The sequence below is a fragment of the Oceanicola sp. D3 genome (assembly GCF_006351965.1).
In the GTDB taxonomy this organism is placed as follows: Bacteria; Pseudomonadota; Alphaproteobacteria; order Rhodobacterales; family Rhodobacteraceae; genus Vannielia.
The window spans coordinates 1,822,802-1,841,300 of record NZ_CP040932.1 but is presented as its reverse complement, the minus strand read 5'-3'; the positions used below and the strand labels follow the sequence as shown (position 1 = coordinate 1,841,300).

16 protein-coding genes are annotated in these 18,499 nt (G+C 64.0%); 7 read left to right on the top strand and 9 right to left on the bottom strand.

The features are described 5' to 3' along the window. Window positions 1–15: 15 nt before the first annotated feature. Entirely contained in the window at window positions 16–798 is a 783-nt protein-coding gene (locus FHY55_RS09330) for an SDR family oxidoreductase (protein ID WP_140013935.1), read from the bottom strand. A gap of 256 nt (window positions 799–1,054) precedes the next feature. Between FHY55_RS09330 and FHY55_RS09325 the strand changes: the two genes are divergently transcribed. The 3 genes from FHY55_RS09325 to FHY55_RS09315 all read left to right on the top strand — a co-directional run bounded on the left by FHY55_RS09325 (window position 1,055) and on the right by FHY55_RS09315 (window position 3,638). Further along, window positions 1,055–2,104, top strand: a complete 1,050-nt coding sequence (locus FHY55_RS09325; RefSeq protein ID WP_140013934.1) for a Hint domain-containing protein — start codon at window positions 1,055–1,057, stop codon at window positions 2,102–2,104. 76 nt (window positions 2,105–2,180) lie between these two features. Then, window positions 2,181–2,813: a TetR/AcrR family transcriptional regulator gene (locus tag FHY55_RS09320; protein ID WP_140013933.1), complete on the top strand. Its 633-nt coding sequence runs from the start codon at window positions 2,181–2,183 to the stop codon at window positions 2,811–2,813. A 279-nt stretch (window positions 2,814–3,092) separates the two neighbouring features. Beyond that, window positions 3,093–3,638, top strand: coding sequence for a hypothetical protein (locus FHY55_RS09315; protein WP_140013932.1), 546 nt, complete (start codon window positions 3,093–3,095; stop codon window positions 3,636–3,638). Between the two features lie 48 nt (window positions 3,639–3,686). On the opposite strand, the gene FHY55_RS09310 is transcribed toward FHY55_RS09315, so the two are convergent. Continuing rightward, on the bottom strand, window positions 3,687–3,953 hold the full coding sequence (locus FHY55_RS09310) for a Rho termination factor N-terminal domain-containing protein (RefSeq protein ID WP_140013931.1): 267 nt from the start codon (window positions 3,951–3,953) through the stop codon (window positions 3,687–3,689). A 70-nt stretch (window positions 3,954–4,023) separates the two neighbouring features. Here FHY55_RS09310 and FHY55_RS09305 point away from each other — a divergent pair, with 70 nt between their 5' ends. Beyond that, window positions 4,024–5,622, top strand: a complete 1,599-nt coding sequence (locus FHY55_RS09305) for a peptide chain release factor 3 (RefSeq protein ID WP_140013930.1) — start codon at window positions 4,024–4,026, stop codon at window positions 5,620–5,622. 203 nt (window positions 5,623–5,825) lie between these two features. Continuing rightward, window positions 5,826–6,380, top strand: coding sequence for a hypothetical protein (locus FHY55_RS09300; RefSeq protein WP_140013929.1), 555 nt, complete (start codon window positions 5,826–5,828; stop codon window positions 6,378–6,380). Between the two features lie 36 nt (window positions 6,381–6,416). Here the strand turns inward: FHY55_RS09300 and FHY55_RS09295 are convergent, their stop codons facing one another. Beyond that, the gene (locus FHY55_RS09295; RefSeq protein ID WP_140013928.1) at window positions 6,417–7,400 is read right to left on the bottom strand and encodes a serine hydrolase; all 984 of its coding nucleotides are present in this window, start codon (window positions 7,398–7,400) and stop codon (window positions 6,417–6,419) included. 103 nt (window positions 7,401–7,503) lie between these two features. On the opposite strand from FHY55_RS09295, the gene FHY55_RS20925 reads away from it, so the two are divergent. Further along, complete coding sequence (locus FHY55_RS20925) at window positions 7,504–8,343, top strand: alpha/beta hydrolase (RefSeq protein ID WP_168222965.1); 840 nt, start codon at window positions 7,504–7,506, stop codon at window positions 8,341–8,343. Window positions 8,344–8,469: 126 nt separating this feature from the next. Beyond that, on the top strand, window positions 8,470–9,960 hold the full coding sequence (locus tag FHY55_RS09285; protein WP_140013926.1) for a DEAD/DEAH box helicase: 1,491 nt from the start codon (window positions 8,470–8,472) through the stop codon (window positions 9,958–9,960). A 181-nt stretch (window positions 9,961–10,141) separates the two neighbouring features. On the opposite strand, the gene FHY55_RS09280 is transcribed toward FHY55_RS09285, so the two are convergent. Genes FHY55_RS09280 through nuoL form a run of 6 tightly spaced genes read right to left on the bottom strand, consistent with a single transcriptional unit; the run spans window position 10,142 to window position 18,499 of the window. After that, window positions 10,142–11,809: a ribonuclease J gene (locus FHY55_RS09280; protein WP_140013925.1), complete on the bottom strand. Its 1,668-nt coding sequence runs from the start codon at window positions 11,807–11,809 to the stop codon at window positions 10,142–10,144. Next, window positions 11,806–12,582, bottom strand: coding sequence for a type III pantothenate kinase (locus FHY55_RS09275; RefSeq protein ID WP_140013924.1), 777 nt, complete (start codon window positions 12,580–12,582; stop codon window positions 11,806–11,808). The genes FHY55_RS09280 and FHY55_RS09275 overlap by 4 nt, the downstream gene beginning before the upstream one ends. 11 nt (window positions 12,583–12,593) lie before the next feature. Then, window positions 12,594–13,340: a biotin--[acetyl-CoA-carboxylase] ligase gene (locus FHY55_RS09270; protein ID WP_371707628.1), complete on the bottom strand. Its 747-nt coding sequence runs from the start codon at window positions 13,338–13,340 to the stop codon at window positions 12,594–12,596. Beyond that, the gene (nuoN, locus tag FHY55_RS09265) at window positions 13,330–14,772 is read right to left on the bottom strand and encodes an NADH-quinone oxidoreductase subunit NuoN (RefSeq protein WP_140013922.1); all 1,443 of its coding nucleotides are present in this window, start codon (window positions 14,770–14,772) and stop codon (window positions 13,330–13,332) included. Before nuoN ends, FHY55_RS09270 begins: the two co-directional genes overlap by 11 nt. After that, a complete protein-coding gene (locus FHY55_RS09260) occupies window positions 14,772–16,322 on the bottom strand; it encodes an NADH-quinone oxidoreductase subunit M (RefSeq protein ID WP_140013921.1) in 1,551 nt (516 codons plus the stop codon). The genes nuoN and FHY55_RS09260 overlap by 1 nt, the downstream gene beginning before the upstream one ends. Next, on the bottom strand, window positions 16,322–18,499 hold the full coding sequence (gene nuoL, locus FHY55_RS09255; RefSeq protein ID WP_140013920.1) for an NADH-quinone oxidoreductase subunit L: 2,178 nt from the start codon (window positions 18,497–18,499) through the stop codon (window positions 16,322–16,324). The genes FHY55_RS09260 and nuoL overlap by 1 nt, the downstream gene beginning before the upstream one ends.

Genomic DNA, 18,499 nt, shown 5'->3' with positions numbered 1-18,499 from the left:
GGCAAGTCAGGCACGTCAGGCCAGCGTGTAGTTCAGCGAGCCGCCATCCAGCAGAATGTTCTGCCCCACCATGTAGCCTGCATATTTCGAGCACAGGAAGGCACAGGTCTGGCCAAACTCTTCCGGCGTGCCATAGCGGCCCGCAGGTATGGTCGAAGACCGCCGCGCGCGGGCCTCTTCCATGGTGATCCCCTCCTTCTCGCACACACCCTTGTCGAGCGATTCCGCCCGGTCTGTTGCATGAATTCCGGGGAGTAGGTTGTTGATGTTAATGCCATATTCCGCCACCTGTCGCGCGGTGCCGGCCACAAAGCCCGTCAGCCCGGCGCGGGCAGAGTTGGAGAGTCCCAGCACCGCAATCGGGCTCTTCACCGATTGGCTGGTGATGTTCACCACCTTGCCCCACTTGCGCTCCATCATGCCCGGGAGGGCCGCCTGCATCAGCGCGATGGGGGTGAGCATGTTGGCATCCAGCGCGGCGATAAAATCATCCCTGTCCCAGTCCTGCCACATGCCGGGCGGCGGGCCACCGGCATTGGTGACCAAAATTTCCACCGTGCCCGCTGCGCCCAGCAGCTTGGCCCGGCCCTCTTGGGTGGTCACGTCGCAGGCCACGGTTTCGACCTCCACGCCAAAATCCTTGCGGATCGCCTCTGCACTGGCCTCCAGCGCCTCTGCGCCGCGCGCATTCATCACCAGGCTACAGCCCGCTTCGGCCAGCGCCCGTGCGCATCCAAGCCCGAGGCCCTTCGACGAGGCGGCCACCAAGGCCCGTTTGCCTGAAATTCCCAGATCCATCGCATGTCTCCCTGCTGTCATTGCGCCGCACCCTCGCGCGCCGCCCGGCGATTCGCCAGCACCGCGCCCGGGCGGCCTTCCGGCCCCGGCGTTACGTCCTTGTTAATTGCGACCCTGCACAATTGCCACATCCTGCGGTGAAGCCCGCCATTTGGTTGACCACAAGGTCACCCCGGCACTATCTCTTTGCGCAGGTGGTGGCATTATGTGTAGCGGGGCATGGCTCCGTCTTTCTTTGAAGGTATTCCGAGACCAGATGACCACGCCGCTAAACGACCCTTCTTCCAAGCCTGCCCCCCCGCGTGAGCGGGCCGCCCGCCGTGCGAGCTATGATTGCCACCTGTTTAACGGCGGCGATCTGCGAGTCACCTCCGGTGCCAACCTCGGCGATGAGCTGGGCGAGCTGGATGAACTCTGCGAAGGCGATGTCTACGCGCTGGACGAAGAGGCAAGCGTGGCCAAACTGGCGCTGATCACCGAAGGCGGCCAGCACCGGGTGGCCAGCGGCTCCGAACTGGGCAACGCGGGTGATGCCGTCACCCTCGCCGGGCGGCTCACCTTCATGGGCGGCGACGGCGGCGGGATGGATCTGCTGGTGGTTGAACTGCCCGCCAAAGAGGGCCTCTCGCGCCATATCCTGCCGCTTCAGCCTATGGAGCCACGGGTGGATTACACCCTCATCGGTGTCTCCGAAGACCCGGGCGAGGTGCAGCTTTCCGATCTCACCTCCTTCGCCTTCGCCCGAGGCACCGCAATCACCCTCGCCTCCGGTGCGCAAAAGCCGGTGGAAGAGCTGGCGCCCGGCGAGCGTGTGCTGACCCGCGACCACGGCGCGCAGCCCGTGCGCTGGATCGGCCACCAAACAGTGCGGGCCGTCGGGGCCTACGCGCCCGTCGTCATCGCAAAAGACACCCTCGGCAACGCCGCCGATCTTATCCTGAGCCAGCACCAACGCCTCTTCGTCTACCAACGCGGGGCCGACCGGGTGACAGAAACTGCCGAGATGCTGGTGAAGGCCGCGCTGCTGGTGGATGACGATGCGGTCTTTATCCGCAAGGGCGGGTTTGTTGACTACTACACGCTGGTGTTCGATCACCACGAGGTCATTTACGCCGAGTGTATCCCCGTGGAATCGCTGGAGCTTTCGCCAGACACCCGCCAAAGCCTGCCCGGCGAGATCGCCGCCGGCATCGCCGCAGAGCTGGGCGACCTTGCTCATACCCCCGCCTTCGGCACCGAGCTTTCGGGCGACCTGATAGACCCCGAGAAGCGCCGCAAGATCTTCAAGGGCAGTGCGGGGCGTTAGCCATTTATACAGCTTTTTTCCCGGCGCCCGCCGTTGCTATCCTTTTTCTCGCGACACCTTGGGGAAGGGAGGAGCAATGAAAGCGGAACCGACCAACCGAAAGGGCGAGATCCTTTTGGCAGCCTTCGACGCGCTCACGGCCGAGGGCCTGCCGATGCTCTCCTATGATGCCATCGCCAGCCGAGGGGCCCTCTCACGTCAGCTGATCCGCTACCACTACCCCGACCCCGAAGACCTGATGATCGACCTTTGCGACCATCTGGCCGGGCTCTACCGCGAAGCGCTGATCTCCGAGGTGATGAAGCGCGAAGGCGCGGCCCGCCTGCGCTGCTTCTTCGATTTCTACTTCGACATGATCGAGGGCAATCTCAAACCCCGCGACGATCAGGTGTACGATGCGCTGATGTCGCTCTCGGCGGGCCACCCTCGCATCCGCACCAACCTGCGCAGCCAATATTCCCTGCTCGGCCAGGTGCTGTCACACGAGCTGGAGCTGGAATACCCAGAGCTGAGCACCCAGAGCGCGCAGGAGCTGTCCTACCTCTTCGTCTGCCTGATGTATGGCCACTGGAAGATGGTCGCCTCGCTGGGCTTATCGCCCGAGCACCGGCACGTCACGCGCCGCGCCATCGACCAGCTGATCGAGTCGCACCGTGCCCGCCCCGCCAAAACGGGGCCAAAAATCTGGTCCAACGCGCCGAAAAGCTGATTTCCCAACCGAAAAAGTTTCCGCAACGGCAACACTGCCCGTAGAAGCGGGCTTGGCATTACGGGACCACAGCCCGCTTTTCCATCCGAAAACCCGCCCTGCAAACAATTGACACTTAGCCTGCCAATCTGCTGCCCTTGCGTCATTGATTAAGGGCGGAACGCGGCGGGTGGCTGCGGATTGGTGGTTCCGCTGGGCAATTGGGGCCCACCTTCATTTCACGGCCTGCCCTCAGGTAGCACCCGCGCCACTTGCGCCGTATCATTGAGAGACGACTTCATGAATTTCAAAGACCTTTCCGACGAAGACAAAGAATTGGCCGCGCTGCGCTACGAATGGGCCCGTAAGGGCGTGCAATACGTCAACAGCCTGCACATTCAGTCCACCAACCGTGGCGTCAGTGAAAAGCTGCTCGGCCCGTCCCTCTACCTTCAGCGCCGTGGCACACCCGACAATTACACCAGCTTCGCCCAGATCGAAGCCCGCGTGAACATAGTTGCCAAGAAAGCGCTGGAAGGCGGCATGGGCAACTGCGACGAGCAGTCCTGCCTCGCCATGGTTTATCTGCGCAAGAACGCGCCCAAGAAGATCGGTCCTGTGCATTGGATTGCCATGGATAGCCAGTTTGCCACGCACGCGCTGGTAGCCATCGGTGATATCCCGATGAAAATGCCCAATCATCCCAACCGCTGGCCACATACGGCGATGATCTGCGATCCTTGGAAGCGCATCTGGCATGCCGCCCGAAACTGGACAGACAACCAGGGCGTCTGGCACGCCCACCTCCCCGTCGCGGTCCTCTACAGCTTCGAACCGGACGGCTAGGAGGAGCCACGAACGGGCTTCTTGAGCATCTGCGGCCCCGCGTGGTCACTACCCCCGCAGCGCCTCGATCAACTCATCCTTGGTCATCTCGCTGCGTCCGGAAATATCCAGCTCCTTGGCGCGGTCATACAGCTCCTGCGCCGTCCACTCCTCATAGGGCGGTGCCTTCCCGCCCTTCTTGCTGGGCTCCATGGCGTCATTGGCTTGCGCATTTGCGATCCGCGCCGACTTCTCCTTGCTGTACCCCTTGTCGCGCAGGGCCTCATAGGTGTCGTCGTCCTTCACGCTCGGGCCGGGCTCTTCTCTTTGTGCCATGTCTGTCTCCTTCATGGCCCAACGCCCAGCCCATCTTGCCGTTCCCCCCGGCTCTGATATACGCGCGGCCATGTCCACCAATCGCCCCGCCCTGCCCCCAGAAATCGCCCGCCGCCGGACCTTTGCGATCATTTCGCACCCCGACGCCGGCAAGACGACTCTCACCGAGAAGTTCCTGCTCTATGGCGGCGCAATCCAAATGGCCGGACAAGTGCGCGCCAAGGGCGAAGCGCGGCGCACCCGCTCGGACTTCATGCAGATGGAGAAAGACCGGGGCATTTCCGTTTCGGCTTCGGCGATGTCTTTCGACTTCGGCAACTACCGCTTCAACCTCGTCGACACACCCGGCCACAGCGACTTCTCCGAAGACACCTACCGCACCCTGACGGCGGTGGACGCTGCTGTGATGGTGATCGACGGTGCCAAGGGCGTGGAGAGCCAGACGCAAAAGCTCTTCGAGGTCTGCCGCCTGCGCGACCTGCCGATCCTGACCTTCTGTAACAAGATGGACCGCGAGAGCCGCGACACCTTCGAGATCATCGACGAAATCCAGGAAATGCTGGCGATCGACGTGACGCCCGCAAGCTGGCCCATCGGCGTTGGCCGCGATTTCCTCGGCTGCTACGACATGATCCACAACCGGCTGGAACTGATGGACAGGGCCGACCGCAACAAGGTGGCCGAGAGCATCAAGATCGAAGGGCTGGACGACCCCAAGCTGGCCGAACACATCCCCGCCGACCTGCTGGAAAAGCTGCTCGAAGAGGTCGAAATGGCCTCCGAACTCCTGCCCAAGCTCGACCCACAGGCGCTGGCCGAGGGCACGCTCACCCCCATCTGGTTCGGCTCCGCGATCAACAGCTTCGGCGTGAAAGAGCTGATGGACGGCATCGCCGAATACGGCCCCGAGCCGCAGCCCCAAAGCGCCGAGCCGCGCCAGATTTCACCAGAAGAAACAAAGGTTTCCGGCTTTGTCTTCAAGGTTCAGGCGAACATGGACCCAAAGCACCGGGACCGCGTGGCCTTCCTCCGCCTCGCCTCCGGCCACTTCCAGCGCGGCATGAAGCTGACCCATGTGCGCACCAAAAAGCCAATGGCCGTGAGCAGCCCCGTGCTCTTCCTCGCCTCCGACCGTGAACTGGCCGAAGAGGCTTGGGCGGGTGACATCATCGGCATTCCCAACCACGGCCAGTTGCGCATCGGCGACACGCTCACCGAAGGCGAGGCCCTCAAGGTCACCGGCATCCCCTCCTTCGCGCCCGAACTGCTGCAAAACTGCCGCGCGGGCGACCCGATGAAGGCCAAACACCTCGACAAGGCGCTGATGCAATTCGCCGAAGAAGGCGCCGCCAAAGTGTTCAAGCCCACCTTCGGCTCGGGCTTTATCGTCGGCGTCGTCGGGCAGCTGCAATTCGAGGTTCTGGCAAGCCGCATCGAGATGGAATACGGCCTCCCGGTCCGCTTCGAGCCCTCGCAATTCACCTCGGCCCGCTGGGTCAACGGCCCGAAAGACGCCGTGGAGAAGTTTGCCGCCGCCAACAAGCAGCACATGGGCGAAGACAACGACGGCGACCTCGTCTATCTCACCCGCCTGCAATGGGATATCGACCGGGTGGAACGCGACTACCCCGATGTGAAGCTCACCGCGACCAAGGAAATGATGGTCTGACGGCTTGATTCGCGGCCAGTAATGCTTAATTTATTGACGCGACGTCATTTGACATCGCGCGGTCCGCTCTGGCGGAGGCCCCAGCAACATTATGGTTGCTTCAGGCCCCCAGTTTGCCCCTGACGGATCCGCTCCGGCACCCCTTCTCCCGCCTTTTTCGGCGGCAGGGGAAACAAGTAATTTTAAAATGAAAGGACATTCCCATGAGTTCAGGAATCTGGTTCGGCCTCGCCGGCAGCTTCGGCGGCCATGCCGTTATCTGGGGCCGCAACACCATGTACGGCACCTTTTACTCCCTCGACAGCCACAAATCCTACTTCGAGATCGAGAGCGTCCGCAACAGATGGGGCCCCGGCCTCGGCGGCGGCATCGGCCTTGATTTCTACGTCATCTCCAACGTCCCCGACCCGTGGAAGTTGCATGGCCATTCCACCTCGGGGTGGGATTTCAACATCTCGATCGGTGCCAAATGGGGCGGCATCATCAAGGCGCTCGGCAAGTCGCAAAAGATGGCCAAGGTCATCAAGAAGCTGGCAGATAGCAAAGGCCTCACGGCAGGCGCCCTCAAACAGGCGTCCAAGATGGAGCTGGATGATTACGCTGAAGTGGCCAAGAAGGCCCGCGAGATCGCCAACAACATGCCGGCCAAGGGCAAAAAGCCGTCGATCATGAACGTGGGCATCCCCGTCACCCCGGGGCTGGAGCTGAGCCTCTTCGCCCAATACGGCACATGGAACGTGCTGAACTACAGAAAGTAGCGCCAATCCGCGGTCCGGCGGCTCTCTGCCGCCGGATCAGCCGGTGGATAGGATATCCTCGACAAGCGTCTGCAACTGGCCAAAGTACCCACCGCTTCGCGCAGGCTGGGTCGGGTCGGAGGTGATGGCAATCACCACCTCAGCCTCCGGGCAAACCGCCAGCACCTGCCCGCCGTAGCCCCGCGCCAGCGCATAGCTGCGCCCCGCCGCCTGCCCCAAAAACCACCCGTACCCATAGCCAAGGCCAGACCACGGCGAGCGTGTTCGCGCCACAAGGCTCGCCGCGATCCACTCCGCGCTCACCAGCCGCTCGCCCTCCCACAGCCCACCTGCGCGGATCATCTCGCCAAACCGCGTGAGCCCGTCCGGGCTGACGGCCATTTCGTTGCCACCGAGGTAACGCCCCTGCGGATCACGCGTCCAGGCCGGCACCTCGCCCAGCACCGCGCCCAGCCTCTCGCGCATCAACGCCAGCAGGCTCTGGCTAGACACCTCCGCCAGCACCGCGCCGAGCACATGGGTCGAGCCGGTCGAATACAGCATCCGCCCCCCCGGCGCGGCCACCATCTCGCGGCCCAGTGCATCGGCAACCCAGTCGCGGCTCGAAACCCACGCGCCATAGTTCGGGCCCGAGGTGCGCTCCAACCCGGCCCGCAGCGTCACCAGATCTTCCAGCGTAATCAGCGCCACCGCCTCCGCCGCGCCCGCCGGTATCAGGCCAGGCGCAACCTCACCCAAAGCGGCCCCAACGCCCGGCACCTCGCCCCGGTCCACCGCACAGCCCAGCAAGGTGGCCACCAGCGTTTTTGAGACCGACTTCACGTTGACGGGCCGCGAAGCTGCCGGCCCGCGCAGCACTTCCTCCACCTCGCGCACACCGCTGCGCTGCACGATCAGGCTGTGCAGGTTTTCAAATCCCCGCGCCCGTTCAACCGCCTCCCCCAAACCTGCACGCGCGGGCCGGGACGGCAGCAGAAACAGGCAGGCGGGGGCGGCGAGCAGAGTGCGGCGTGTCAGCATGACCGTAAGATTGGCGCATCCCCGCCGCAGGCCAACAAACCTTTCCGTGAGCGCGTGGGCATCTGCGTCCGAGTGCGTAGAATGCAATGAGGAGACAGATCAGATGCCCATACTCACACGCCGCACCGCCCTTGCCAGCCTCGCCGCCTTCGCAGCCGCCCCGGCCCTGCCCGCCCACGCGGGCACCACCCTCCGGCGCGATGTGCCCTATGGCCCGCATGCCCTCCAGCGCTACGACGTCTACATGCCCGAGGGCGCCTCTGCCGCGCCGCTCATCGTGTTTCTCCACGGCGGCGGCTGGGCCTTTGGCGACAAGGCCAACGAGAATGTCTGGAAAGCCAAATCCACCCATTGGAACGGGCGCGGTGTGGGCTTCGTCTCCGTCAACACCCGCCTCCTGCCCGAGGCCGACCCGATGCAGCAGGCCGCCGACCTTGCCCGCGCCCTCTCACACATTCAGCAAAGCGCGCCCGGTTGGGGGGGCGACCCAAACCGCCTTGCGCTCATGGGCCACTCCGCCGGGGCGCATCTGGTGGCGCTGCTCGGCGCCGACCCGGGCCTTGCCCGCCGCTGGGGCGCAAAGCGTTGGCGCGCCACCGTCGCACTGGACTCGGCAGTTTATGACACCGCGCGCACCATGGCCCGCAGGCCAAGCCGCCTCCACACCCGCGCTTTCGGCACCAGCCGCGCCTTCTGGGAGGAAGCCTCGCCCTACGCCCGCCTCGGCCCCACCGCCACGCCCTTTCTGCTCGTCGCCTCCACCAAGCGCCGCGCGGCCCTCTCGGCGGCCCGCAACTTCGCCCGCGCCGCCAAGGCCCGGAAGGTCGAGGCCGAGGTGCTTGAGCTCGATTACTCCCACGCCGCCATCAACACCGCCCTCGGCATGGGCGGTGCCTATACGCAAGCCGTCGATGCCTTCCTCGCCCGCCACGGCGTCGCCTGATTGACCTCGGCCAAAATCTGCGCTAGGTCGCGCCAAGCCCCACGATGCGCGTGGCGGCACGCGCGGGGCGCCCGATGACTGCGTCCCAATCCCGCGAAGGATGACCTTCGCAAGATACGGACGTACATGACAAAATTCAGTGACCTGAAGCTGGACCCAAAGGTCCTTAAAGCCGTCGAAGATGCCGGCTACGAAACCCCCACCCCCATTCAGGCCGGTGCGATTCCGCCCGCGCTCGAAGGGCGCGACGTGCTCGGCATCGCCCAGACCGGCACCGGCAAGACCGCCAGCTTCACCCTGCCAATGATCTCGCTGCTCAAGCGTGGCCGCGCCCGTGCGCGGATGCCGCGCTCCCTCGTGCTGGCCCCGACCCGCGAACTCGCCGCTCAGGTGGCCGAGAACTTCGACATCTACGCCCAGCACACCAAGCTCACCAAGGCCCTGCTCATCGGCGGCGTCTCCTTCGGCGAGCAAGACAAGCTGATCGACCGTGGCGTTGACGTGCTCATCGCCACCCCCGGCCGCCTGCTCGACCATTTCGAGCGCGGCAAACTGCTGCTGACCGGCGTGCAGATCATGGTGGTCGACGAGGCCGACCGGATGCTCGACATGGGCTTCATCCCCGACATCGAAAAGATCTTCCAGCTCACGCCCTTCACCCGGCAAACCCTGTTCTTCTCCGCCACCATGGCGCCCGAGATCGAGCGGATCACCAACACCTTCCTCTCCAATCCCGAGAAGGTCGAAGTGGCCCGCGCCGCGACAACCGGCGAGAACATCAAGCAGGGCGTGCTGATGTTCAAACCCTCCCGCCGCGACCGCGCCGCCACCGAAAAGCGCAAGGTTCTGCGCGAGATGATCGACGGCGAAGGCGAGGCCTGCACCAACGCGATCATCTTCTGCAACCGCAAGGTCGATGTGGATGTGGTCGCCAAGTCGCTGAAGAAAAACGGCTATAATGCCGAGCCGATCCACGGCGACCTTGACCAATCCCAGCGGATGAAAACCCTCGCGGGCTTCCGCGATGGCACGATCCGCTTTCTTGTGGCCTCCGATGTCGCCGCCCGCGGGCTCGACATCCCGGCAGTGTCCCACGTTCTCAACTACGACGTGCCCAGCCACGCCGAAGACTATGTGCACCGCATTGGCCGCACCGGCCGCGCCGGGCGCTCCGGCACCGCGCTGATGATCTGCTCGCCCGCCGATGAGCGCAATCTGGGCGATATCGAGCGCCTCGTGCAAAGCGAGATCCCCCGCCTCGATGCCCCCGCAGGCACCCCGGCCCCGAAAGCCGAGCCAGAGGCCGAGGCAACCGAAGAAAAGCCCAAGCGCACCCGCACCCGGTCGCGCCGCAAAAAAGAAGAAACGCCTGAAGAGGCCCCGGCTGAAGCACCTGCGGCTGAAGAGCCCGCGGCAGCGCCCGCTGCCGAGCCTGCGCCAGAAGAACCCCGCGAACCGCGCCGCCGCTCCCGCGGTGGCCGTGGTCGCAGCGACCGTGGCGGTGATCGCTCTGAGCGTGGCGGCGGCAACACGCCCCAAGGCCTGGGCGATCACTTGCCGGACTTCATCGCCCGCAGCTTCGAAGACCGCTCCGAATCACCCGACCCGACAAGCTGACGCAGGGCACCCTGCCCCCTTTGGTGGCAGGGCCCTCAACAGTTATCGTTGTGAGAATGACCGCGCCGAAGGCCTAATCCGCCTTCGGCGCAACGCGTTCTGCGCCCCGATCTGCCCCACCTGTCGCGAGCGCGGGGCTGGTCGAAGCGGGCGGGAGACAAGCCCGCGCCCGCCGCTCCCCTCAGCTCAACCGGCTGATAACAATCACAACCTCGGGCTTCTTGCCGATCTCTTCCACAGCCGTCTGCCGCACCACGCGCCGCAAGCCCTCTTCCAGCTTGTCGTCATCGGTCAGCACCTTGTCATCGGCCCGGCCCATAAAGCCGTCCGCCGCCGCTTCGATCAGCTCCACAAGCGGCGCGCGCGAGCGGCCCGTTTCCGGCAAGCCAACCAGCTCTGCCCAGGGCTCGCCCAGCGGCTCGTCGTTTTCGTCAAGGATCAGCGTCAAAAACACCTGGCCGTTCAGCGCCACCCGGATCCGGTCGCGCACCACGCCATCGAGCGCGCCAATCTTGACCGAGCCATCCAGATAGGTCCGCCCGGTCTCGATGTATTCCACGATCTCGGGCTTCGGCCCGGTCAGGTCCACCATCGAGCCGTTCACCGCCACGATCGACGGAATGCCCTTGGCCTCCCCCACCTTCGCATGCTCGCGCAGCATCCGGTGCTCGCCATGCATCGGCACCAGAATCTTCGGGTGCATCAGGTCGTGCATCGCTTCAAGGTCAGGCCGGTTGGCATGGCCGGACACGTGATAAAGATCACTCCGGTCGTCGATCACATCCACGCCCATCTCCGAGAAGGAGTTGACGATGCGCAGCACGCCGCGCTCGTTGCCCGGAATCGTCTTGGACGAAAACAGGAAGGTATCGCCCTCCTTCATCGTCAGCCCCAAAAATTTGCCGCGCGCCAGCTGCGCCGATGCAGCCCGCCGCTCGCCCTGCGAGCCGGTCACGATCAGCATGAGGTTCTCGCGCGGAATATCCACCGCCTCCTCGGGCGTCACCGTGTGCGGAAACTTCTCCAGCACGCCGGTGTCAATCGCCACCGATACCATCCGCTTCATCGCGCGGCCCAGCAAGCAAACCGACCGGCCCGCCTTTGCGCCCGCCTCGGCCAGAGTCTTCACCCGCGCCACGTTGGAGGCAAAGGTGGTGCAAACAATCATGCCCTCCGCCTTTTCCACGAGGTCGATGATCGCCGGCGGCAGCGTGGCCTCCGAGCGGCTCGGATGCGGGCTCATGATGTTCGTGCTGTCGCAGGTCAGCGCCTGCACGCCGGGCTTGGCAACCTCGTTCCAAAGCTCCGGGTCAAAGGCCTCACCCACCACGGGGTTGCCGTCGAGCTTGAAGTCGCCAGTGTGCACCACCCGGCCCGCCGGGCTGTCGATCACCAGCCCCGAGCTTTCGGGGATCGAGTGGCTGACCGGCAGGAAAGACACCTTGAACGGCCCCGCCTCGATCATCTCCGGGTAAGGGCCGACCGCATTCACATGCTCCACGTCCTGCCCCTGCTCATCCATCTTCCGCACCGCCAGCGCCGCGGTGAAGCGGCGGCAGTAGACCGGCGCGCGCAGATCGGCCCAGAAGTGGCCAATGCCGCCCACATGGTCTTCATGGCCGTGGGTGATAAAGATCGCGTCCAGCCGGTCGCGGTTTTCCTTCAGCCATGTCATGTCGGGAAAGATCAGATCCACCCCCGGGGTGCCGTCCATATCGGGGAAGGTCACGCCGATATCGACAAGGATCAGCCGCTCCGCCCCCGGCTTGCCGTAGCCGTAGACATAGGCATTCATCCCCACTTCCCCGGCCCCGCCGAGGGGGAGATAGATCAGCCGTTCTTTGCTCATTCACTAAGCCTCTGGTTATGCGCATGGATCACTGTCAGCCCATGCATTGTCAGATCGTCTTCAAACGCGTCAAAGCGGGCATGGCCCATCTGGAACAGCGGCGCAAGGCCACCGGTGGCGATCACCCGCATCTCGCGCCCGTATTCACCCTTGATCTGGTCGCAAATGCCGTTGACGAGGCCGACATAGCCCCAGAACACGCCAGATTGCATGCAGGCCACCGTATTGGTGCCAATCACCCGCTCGGGCTTGGTTACATCCACATGCGGCAGGGCGGCGGCGGCCATGTGCAGCGCTTCGAGGGAAAGGTTGACGCCCGGCGCAATGACCCCGCCCACATAGGCGCCATCCTCGGCCACCACGTCAAAGGTGGTCGCAGTGCCAAAATCCACCACAATCAGGTCGCCCCCGTGCCGGTCAAAGGCACCCGCCGTGTTCACCAGCCTGTCCGGCCCCACGGCCACGCCTGCATCCACCCGGGGCGGCACCGGCAAGGCGCATTCCGGCTTGCCCACCACCATCGGGCGGCAGTTGAAGTAACGGTCCGAGAAGACCCGCAGGTTGAACACCACGCGCGGCACCGTCGAAGAGATAATGACCGCGTCGATATCCACCGCCACCTTGCGATGCTCCATCAACTGGCTGAACCACACCCAATACTGATCCGCCGTGCGCTGATGCTCGGATGAGGTGCGCAGGGTCGCCACAAAGCGCGTCCCGTCCCAAATCGAAAACACCGTGTTGGTGTTACCGCAGTCGATGCAAAGCAGCATGCCCGCCCCTCTCAGAAAAAGACCTCGCCCGCCGCGATGCCGCGCAGGCCGGTCTTGGTTTGAAGCTGAAGGTAGCCCATTTCGTCGATGGTTTTGAAGGTGCCGGTCAGCGCCTCGCCGGGCAGCCGCGCCGTGATCACCTCGCCCAGCCGCGCCGCCCGGTCGAGCCATGCGCGGCGGATGGGGGCAAAGCCATGGGTGGCAAAGCTGGCCTCATGGCGGGCGTAGGCAGGGGCCAGAGCGTCCAGAAACTCCTCCGGCGTCACCCGCACCCCGGCTTCCTGCGCCAAGGCCACCGGCCGCACCGCTCCGGGCTCCACCTCACCCACATCGGGCGGTTCAATCAGGTTGACGCCAATGCCAACCAACAGCCCGTCCAGCGTGCCATCAGGCCGTGGCCCGAGGCTCTCCAGCAAAATGCCCGCCACCTTGCCGCCATTCAGCAGCACATCATTCGGCCATTTCAGCGAAAGCCCATCAGGTCGCCCGGTGACTGCGACAAAGGCATCAAACAGCGCCAGCGCCGCCACAAAGCTGCGTTGCGCCGCCGCCTGCGCCGTGCCGGGGTTTGGCAGCGCCAATGTTGCCGTGAAGGCCCCCTCCGGGTTCGCCCAAGGCCGCCCGCGCCGCCCGTGCCCGCCGGTCTGGCGATGGGCCAGCACCCAGACCGGCCCCGCGTAGCCCGCAAAACCATCGCGGGCCACCATCATCGTTGAAGGACAGCTCGGAAGAACGATCCGGCCCGCGTCAGTTGACAAGTGTCGCCGCCGCCGCCGCCGCGTAGCCGTCCACCCCGAAGAGATTGACGATACCGAGCACCATGATCGCCGCCGAAGCCACGAGGAAGCCAAAGGTCAGCGGGCTCATATGGCCCTCCACCGGCTCCACGCTCTCTTCGCCGAAATACATGTAGTAAACGATCCGCAGGTAGTAGAAGGCGCCAATCACGCTGGCCACCGCACCGGCCACCGCAAGCCACGCCATATCGGCATCCACTGCGGCCCGCAGCACGGCGAACTTGCCGAAGAAGCCAAGCAGCGGCGGAACGCCCGCGAGGGAGAACATCAGCACCAGCAGCGCCAGCGCCTTTACGGGCTCCCGGCTGCCAAGCTGACGCATGCTGTCAATCGCGGTGATGTGCCGCCCGTCGCGCTCCATGCTGAGGATGAAGGCGAAGGTGCCGATGTTCATGGTCACATAGATCGCCATGTAAATCAGCATCGCCGTCACGCCCTGCTCGGTGCCCGAGGCGAGCCCCACAAGCGCGTAGCCCATATGGGCGATGGAGGAATAGGCCATCAGCCGCTTGATGTCGCGTTGCCCAACAGCGGCGATGGAGCCAAGGAACATCGACAGCACCGCCAGCAGCGCAAGGATCTGGGCCCAGTCGCCGGTGGCATTGCCGAAGGCATCATGCAGAACGCGGGCAAACAGCGCCATCGCCGCCACCTTGGGCGCCGTTGCAAAGAAGGCTGTGATCGGCGTCGGCGCGCCCTCGTACACGTCCGGCGTCCACATGTGGAACGGCACGGCGCTGATCTTGAAAGCGAGGCCCGAGATGATGAAGACAAGGCCAATAAGCAGGCCAAGCGGCATCTCGCCCTCGCCCGCCGCCGCGATGATCCCGGCAAACTGCGTGGTGCCCGCGTAGCCATAGGTCAGCGACGCGCCATAGAGGAGCAGGCCCGAAGACAATGCGCCCAGAACGAAGTATTTCAGGCCGGCTTCGGTGGATTTCACGCCGTCGCGCCGGATCGCGGCCACCACGTAGAGCGCCAGCGATTGCAGCTCAAGCCCCATGTAAAGCGCCATCAGGTCGCCCGCCGACACCATCAGCATCATGCCGACAACCGCCAACACCACCAGCACCGGGTATTCAAACTTCAGCAAGCCACGGCGCGCCATGAACTCCTGGCTCATCATCAGCACGCAGGCCGCGCTAAGGAGGATCACCACCTTGGCATAGCGGGCAAAGCCATCGTCAATGAAGAGGCCGCCAAAGGCCGTGCGGTCATTCCCGCCCGACATCAGCACCCAGACGGCCACGGCAATCATCACCGCGCTGGCCGCCCATGTGAGCGTGCCGGCCATGCCGTCCTTCTCGGTGTAGACGGCGCCAATCAGCGCAGCCATCGCGAAGAGCGAAAGGAAGATCTCCGGCAGGAGAATGGCTAGATCGGTCGAAATCATCAGTGGTCTCCCGTTTCCGCCACTTGGGTCGTGGGGCTGAAGTCCGCCACGGCCGTCTCGTATTTACCCACCAGCGCCTCCACCGAGGGGCCGATGATATCGGTCACCAGCGCCGGGTAGACACCCAGCAACAGGGTCATCACCACCAGCGGCGCAAAGATCGCGCGCTCGCGGCGAGACATGTCGGTGATCGTCTTCAGGCTCTCCTTGATCAGGTCGCCCAGCACCACCCGGCGGTATAGCCAAAGCGCATAGGCCGCGCTGAGGATCACGCCCGAGGTCGCAAAGAGCGCCACCCATGTGTTCACCTGGAAGATGCCCATCAGCACGAGGAACTCGCCGATAAACCCAGAGGTGCCCGGCAGGCCCACGTTGGCCATGGTGAAGAAGCAGAAGATCAGCGCATAGGCCGGCATCCGGTTGATGAGGCCACCATAGGCGTCAATCTCGCGGGTGTGCATCCGGTCGTAGATCACGCCGACGATAAGGAAGAGCGCGCCCGAGATGAAGCCGTGGCTGATCATCTGGAAGATCGCACCGTCAATCCCCTGCTGGTTGGCGGCAAAGATACCCATGGTCACATAGCCCATGTGAGCCACCGAGGAGTAGGCGATCAGCTTCTTCATGTCCTCCTGCGCCAGCGCCACCAGCGAGGTGTAGACGATGGCGATGGCGCTCATCCAAAAGACAAGCGGGGCCAAAACATCCGAGCCCACCGGGAACATCGGCAGCGAGAAGCGCAGGAAGCCATAGCCCCCCATCTTCAGCAGGATCGCCGCCAGCACGACCGAACCCGCCGTGGGCGCCTGAACGTGCGCATCCGGCAGCCAGGTGTGCACCGGCCACATCGGCATTTTCACCGCAAAGCTGGCAAAGAAGGCGAGGAACAGCAGCGTCTGCAGGCCCCCGACGATCTGGAAGCCGAACAGGCTCATCGTTCCGGTCGAGAAGTTGTGCTGCAACAGCTGGGCAATGTCGGTCGTGCCCGCATCCACATACATCGCAATCATCGCCACCAGCATCAGGACCGAGCCGAGGAAGGTGTAGAGGAAGAACTTGAACGCCGCATAAATCCGGTTCGCCCCGCCCCAGATCCCGATGATCAGGAACATCGGGATCAGCCCCGCCTCGAAGAACAGGTAGAACAGCACCAGATCGAGCGCGCAGAAAACGCCAAGCATCAGCGTTTCCAGCAGCAGGAAGGCAATCATGTATTCCTTCACCCGCACCTTCACATTCCACGCCGACCAGATGGTCAGCGGCATCAGGAAGGTGGTGAGCATGACGAAGAGCACCGAAATGCCGTCGACGCCCATCTTGTACTTCAGCCCCATCAGCCACTCGCGCTCTTCCACAAACTGGAAGCCGGTGTCAGCCGGGTCGAACTGGGCGATCAGGAAGAGCGACACGATGAAGGTCGCGCCGGTGGCAATGAGCGCCAGCCACTTGGCATTCTTCTGGGCCGCCGCGTCGTCGCCACGCAGGAACAGCGCGAGGATCACCGCCGCGATGGCCGGGATGAAGGTGATGATAGAGAGCAGGTTGTCCATCAGTTGGCCCCTCCGGTGATAGACATCCAGGTGACAAGCACCACGATCCCCAGCACCATCGCCGCCGCATAGGCAAAGATGTAGCCGGATTGTGCGCGGCCCGCGAGCCGGGTGAAGAAGGGGATGATCCCCAGGGCAAGCCCGTTGATCCCGCCGTCAATGGTGCCGGCATCCCCCTTCTTCCAAAGGAAGTTGCCGAGCCGCTGTGCGGGCTTCACGAAGATCACGTCATAGATCTCGTCGAAGTACCACTTGTTAAGCAGGAAGCGGTAAAGGATCGGCTGGTTCTCGGCCAGCTGCTTCGGAGTCTCGGGGCGGCGGATGTAGAACACCCAAGCCATGCCGAGGCCAAAGAGCATCGCGAGGAAGGGCGAGAGCTTCACCCATTTCGGCACGTTATGCGCGTCGTCCAAAATGGTGTTCTCGGGGCCGAAGTAGAGCGCGCCGTCACCGGGGTTGCCGCCAAAGGCCGCATGGTGCTCGGCATCCGCGCCGTGATCGTCGGTCACAACCACTTCCACGTCTTCGGGGCTGGTGGCCATCTCGGTGGCCTCGTCGCTATGCTCCTCGGCAGCGGCAGCCTCTTCGCCGTGCTCATCGGCCGCGCCGTGGCCTTCTTCCGAGACATGGGCCTCCCCGGCCAGCGGAATGCCATAGAACTTCGCCACCTGATCGGTGTGCCCAAAGAAGCTGCTCATCCAGATCATGCCCGCAAAGATCGCCCCAAGCGCCAGCACGCCAAGCGGCACCAGCATGGTCATCGGGCTCTCATGGGCGTGCTCGTGGGTGTGCTTGTCGCCACGCGGCTTGCCAAAGAAGGTCATGAAGATGAGCCGCCAGGAGTAGAAGCTCGTCATCGCCGCCGCGATCACCAGCAGCCAGAAGCCGAGCTGCCCGGCAGGCGTGCCCGCCGCAAAGGCGCTCTCGATGATCGCATCCTTGGAGAGGAAGCCGGCAAAGCCGATATAGGTCAGCGGAATGCCCACCCCGGTAATCGCCAGCGTGCCGATCATCATCGCCCAGAAGGTCACCGGCAGCTTGTCTTTCAGCCCGCCATAGTTCCGCATGTCCTGCTCATGGTGCATCCCGTGGATCACGGAGCCCGCACCAAGGAAGAGCATCGCCTTGAAGAAGGCGTGGGTGAAGAGGTGGAACATCGCCGCCGAATACATGCCCACGCCAGCGGCCACGAACATGTAGCCAAGCTGCGAACAGGTCGAATAGGCGATCACGCGCTTGATGTCGTTCTGCACCAGCCCCACCGTCGCCGCGAAGAAGGCGGTGAAGGCACCGATGTAAACGATGAAGGTGGCCGCATCGGGCGCAAACTCATAGAGCGGCGACATCCGGCACACGAGGAAGACCCCCGCCGTCACCATCGTTGCCGCGTGGATCAGCGCCGACACCGGGGTCGGGCCTTCCATCGCGTCCGGCAGCCATGTGTGCAGGAACAGCTGGGCCGATTTGCCCATCGCGCCGACGAACAGCAGGAAGCCCAGCAGGTTGGCCGCGTTCCACTCCGTCCAGAGGAAGGTGATGTTGGTTTCGGCCAGCTCGGGCGCCGAGGCAAAGATCACGTCAAAGTCGATGCTGTCGGTCAGGAAGAACAGCCCGAAGATGCCGAGGGCAAAGCCAAAGTCGCCCACCCGGTTGACCACGAAAGCCTTGATCGAGGCCGCGCCCGCGCTCGGCTTGCGGATGTAAAAGCCGATCAGCAGATACGAGGCCACGCCCACGCCTTCCCAGCCGAAGAACATCTGCACGAGGTTGTCGGCGGTCACCAGCGCCAGCATCGCAAAGGTGAAGAACGACAGGTAGGCAAAGAAGCGCGGCCGATAGCTCTCTCCCTCGCGGAAGTGCTCGTCATGGGCCATGTAGCCAAAGGAATAAAGGTGCACGAGGCTGGAGACGGTGGTCACCACGATCAGCATGATCGCCGTCAACCGGTCCAACCGGATCGCCCAATCGGTGCTCAGGCTCCCGCTCTCGATCCACCGCATGATGGTGATCTGCTCGGTCTGCCCGTCGAAGCTGAAGAAGACGATCCAGCTCAGGATGGCCGACAAAAACAGCAAGCCCGTGGCAATGACCATGCCCGCCTTCTCGCCAACGATCCGCCAGCCGAAGCCGCAGATGATGGCGCCGACGAGTGGCGCGAAGAGGATGATGGTTTCCAT

Bases quoted from the DNA above. Each gene is read 5' to 3' on its own strand.
- FHY55_RS09330 (WP_140013935.1), bottom strand. From the start codon at position 798: ATGGATCTGGGAATTTCAGGCAAACGGGCCTTGGTGGCCGCCTCGTCG.
- FHY55_RS09325 (WP_140013934.1), top strand. From the start codon at position 1,055: ATGACCACGCCGCTAAACGACCCTTCTTCCAAGCCTGCCCCCCCGCGT.
- FHY55_RS09320 (WP_140013933.1), top strand. From the start codon at position 2,181: ATGAAAGCGGAACCGACCAACCGAAAGGGCGAGATCCTTTTGGCAGCC.
- FHY55_RS09315 (WP_140013932.1), top strand. From the start codon at position 3,093: ATGAATTTCAAAGACCTTTCCGACGAAGACAAAGAATTGGCCGCGCTG.
- FHY55_RS09310 (WP_140013931.1), bottom strand. From the start codon at position 3,953: ATGGCACAAAGAGAAGAGCCCGGCCCGAGCGTGAAGGACGACGACACC.
- FHY55_RS09305 (WP_140013930.1), top strand. From the start codon at position 4,024: ATGTCCACCAATCGCCCCGCCCTGCCCCCAGAAATCGCCCGCCGCCGG.
- FHY55_RS09300 (WP_140013929.1), top strand. From the start codon at position 5,826: ATGAGTTCAGGAATCTGGTTCGGCCTCGCCGGCAGCTTCGGCGGCCAT.
- FHY55_RS09295 (WP_140013928.1), bottom strand. From the start codon at position 7,400: ATGCTGACACGCCGCACTCTGCTCGCCGCCCCCGCCTGCCTGTTTCTG.
- FHY55_RS20925 (WP_168222965.1), top strand. From the start codon at position 7,504: ATGCCCATACTCACACGCCGCACCGCCCTTGCCAGCCTCGCCGCCTTC.
- FHY55_RS09285 (WP_140013926.1), top strand. From the start codon at position 8,470: ATGACAAAATTCAGTGACCTGAAGCTGGACCCAAAGGTCCTTAAAGCC.
- FHY55_RS09280 (WP_140013925.1), bottom strand. From the start codon at position 11,809: ATGAGCAAAGAACGGCTGATCTATCTCCCCCTCGGCGGGGCCGGGGAA.
- FHY55_RS09275 (WP_140013924.1), bottom strand. From the start codon at position 12,582: ATGCTGCTTTGCATCGACTGCGGTAACACCAACACGGTGTTTTCGATT.
- nuoN (WP_140013922.1), bottom strand. From the start codon at position 14,772: ATGATTTCGACCGATCTAGCCATTCTCCTGCCGGAGATCTTCCTTTCG.
- FHY55_RS09260 (WP_140013921.1), bottom strand. From the start codon at position 16,322: ATGGACAACCTGCTCTCTATCATCACCTTCATCCCGGCCATCGCGGCG.
- nuoL (WP_140013920.1), bottom strand. From the start codon at position 18,499: ATGGAAACCATCATCCTCTTCGCGCCACTCGTCGGCGCCATCATCTGC.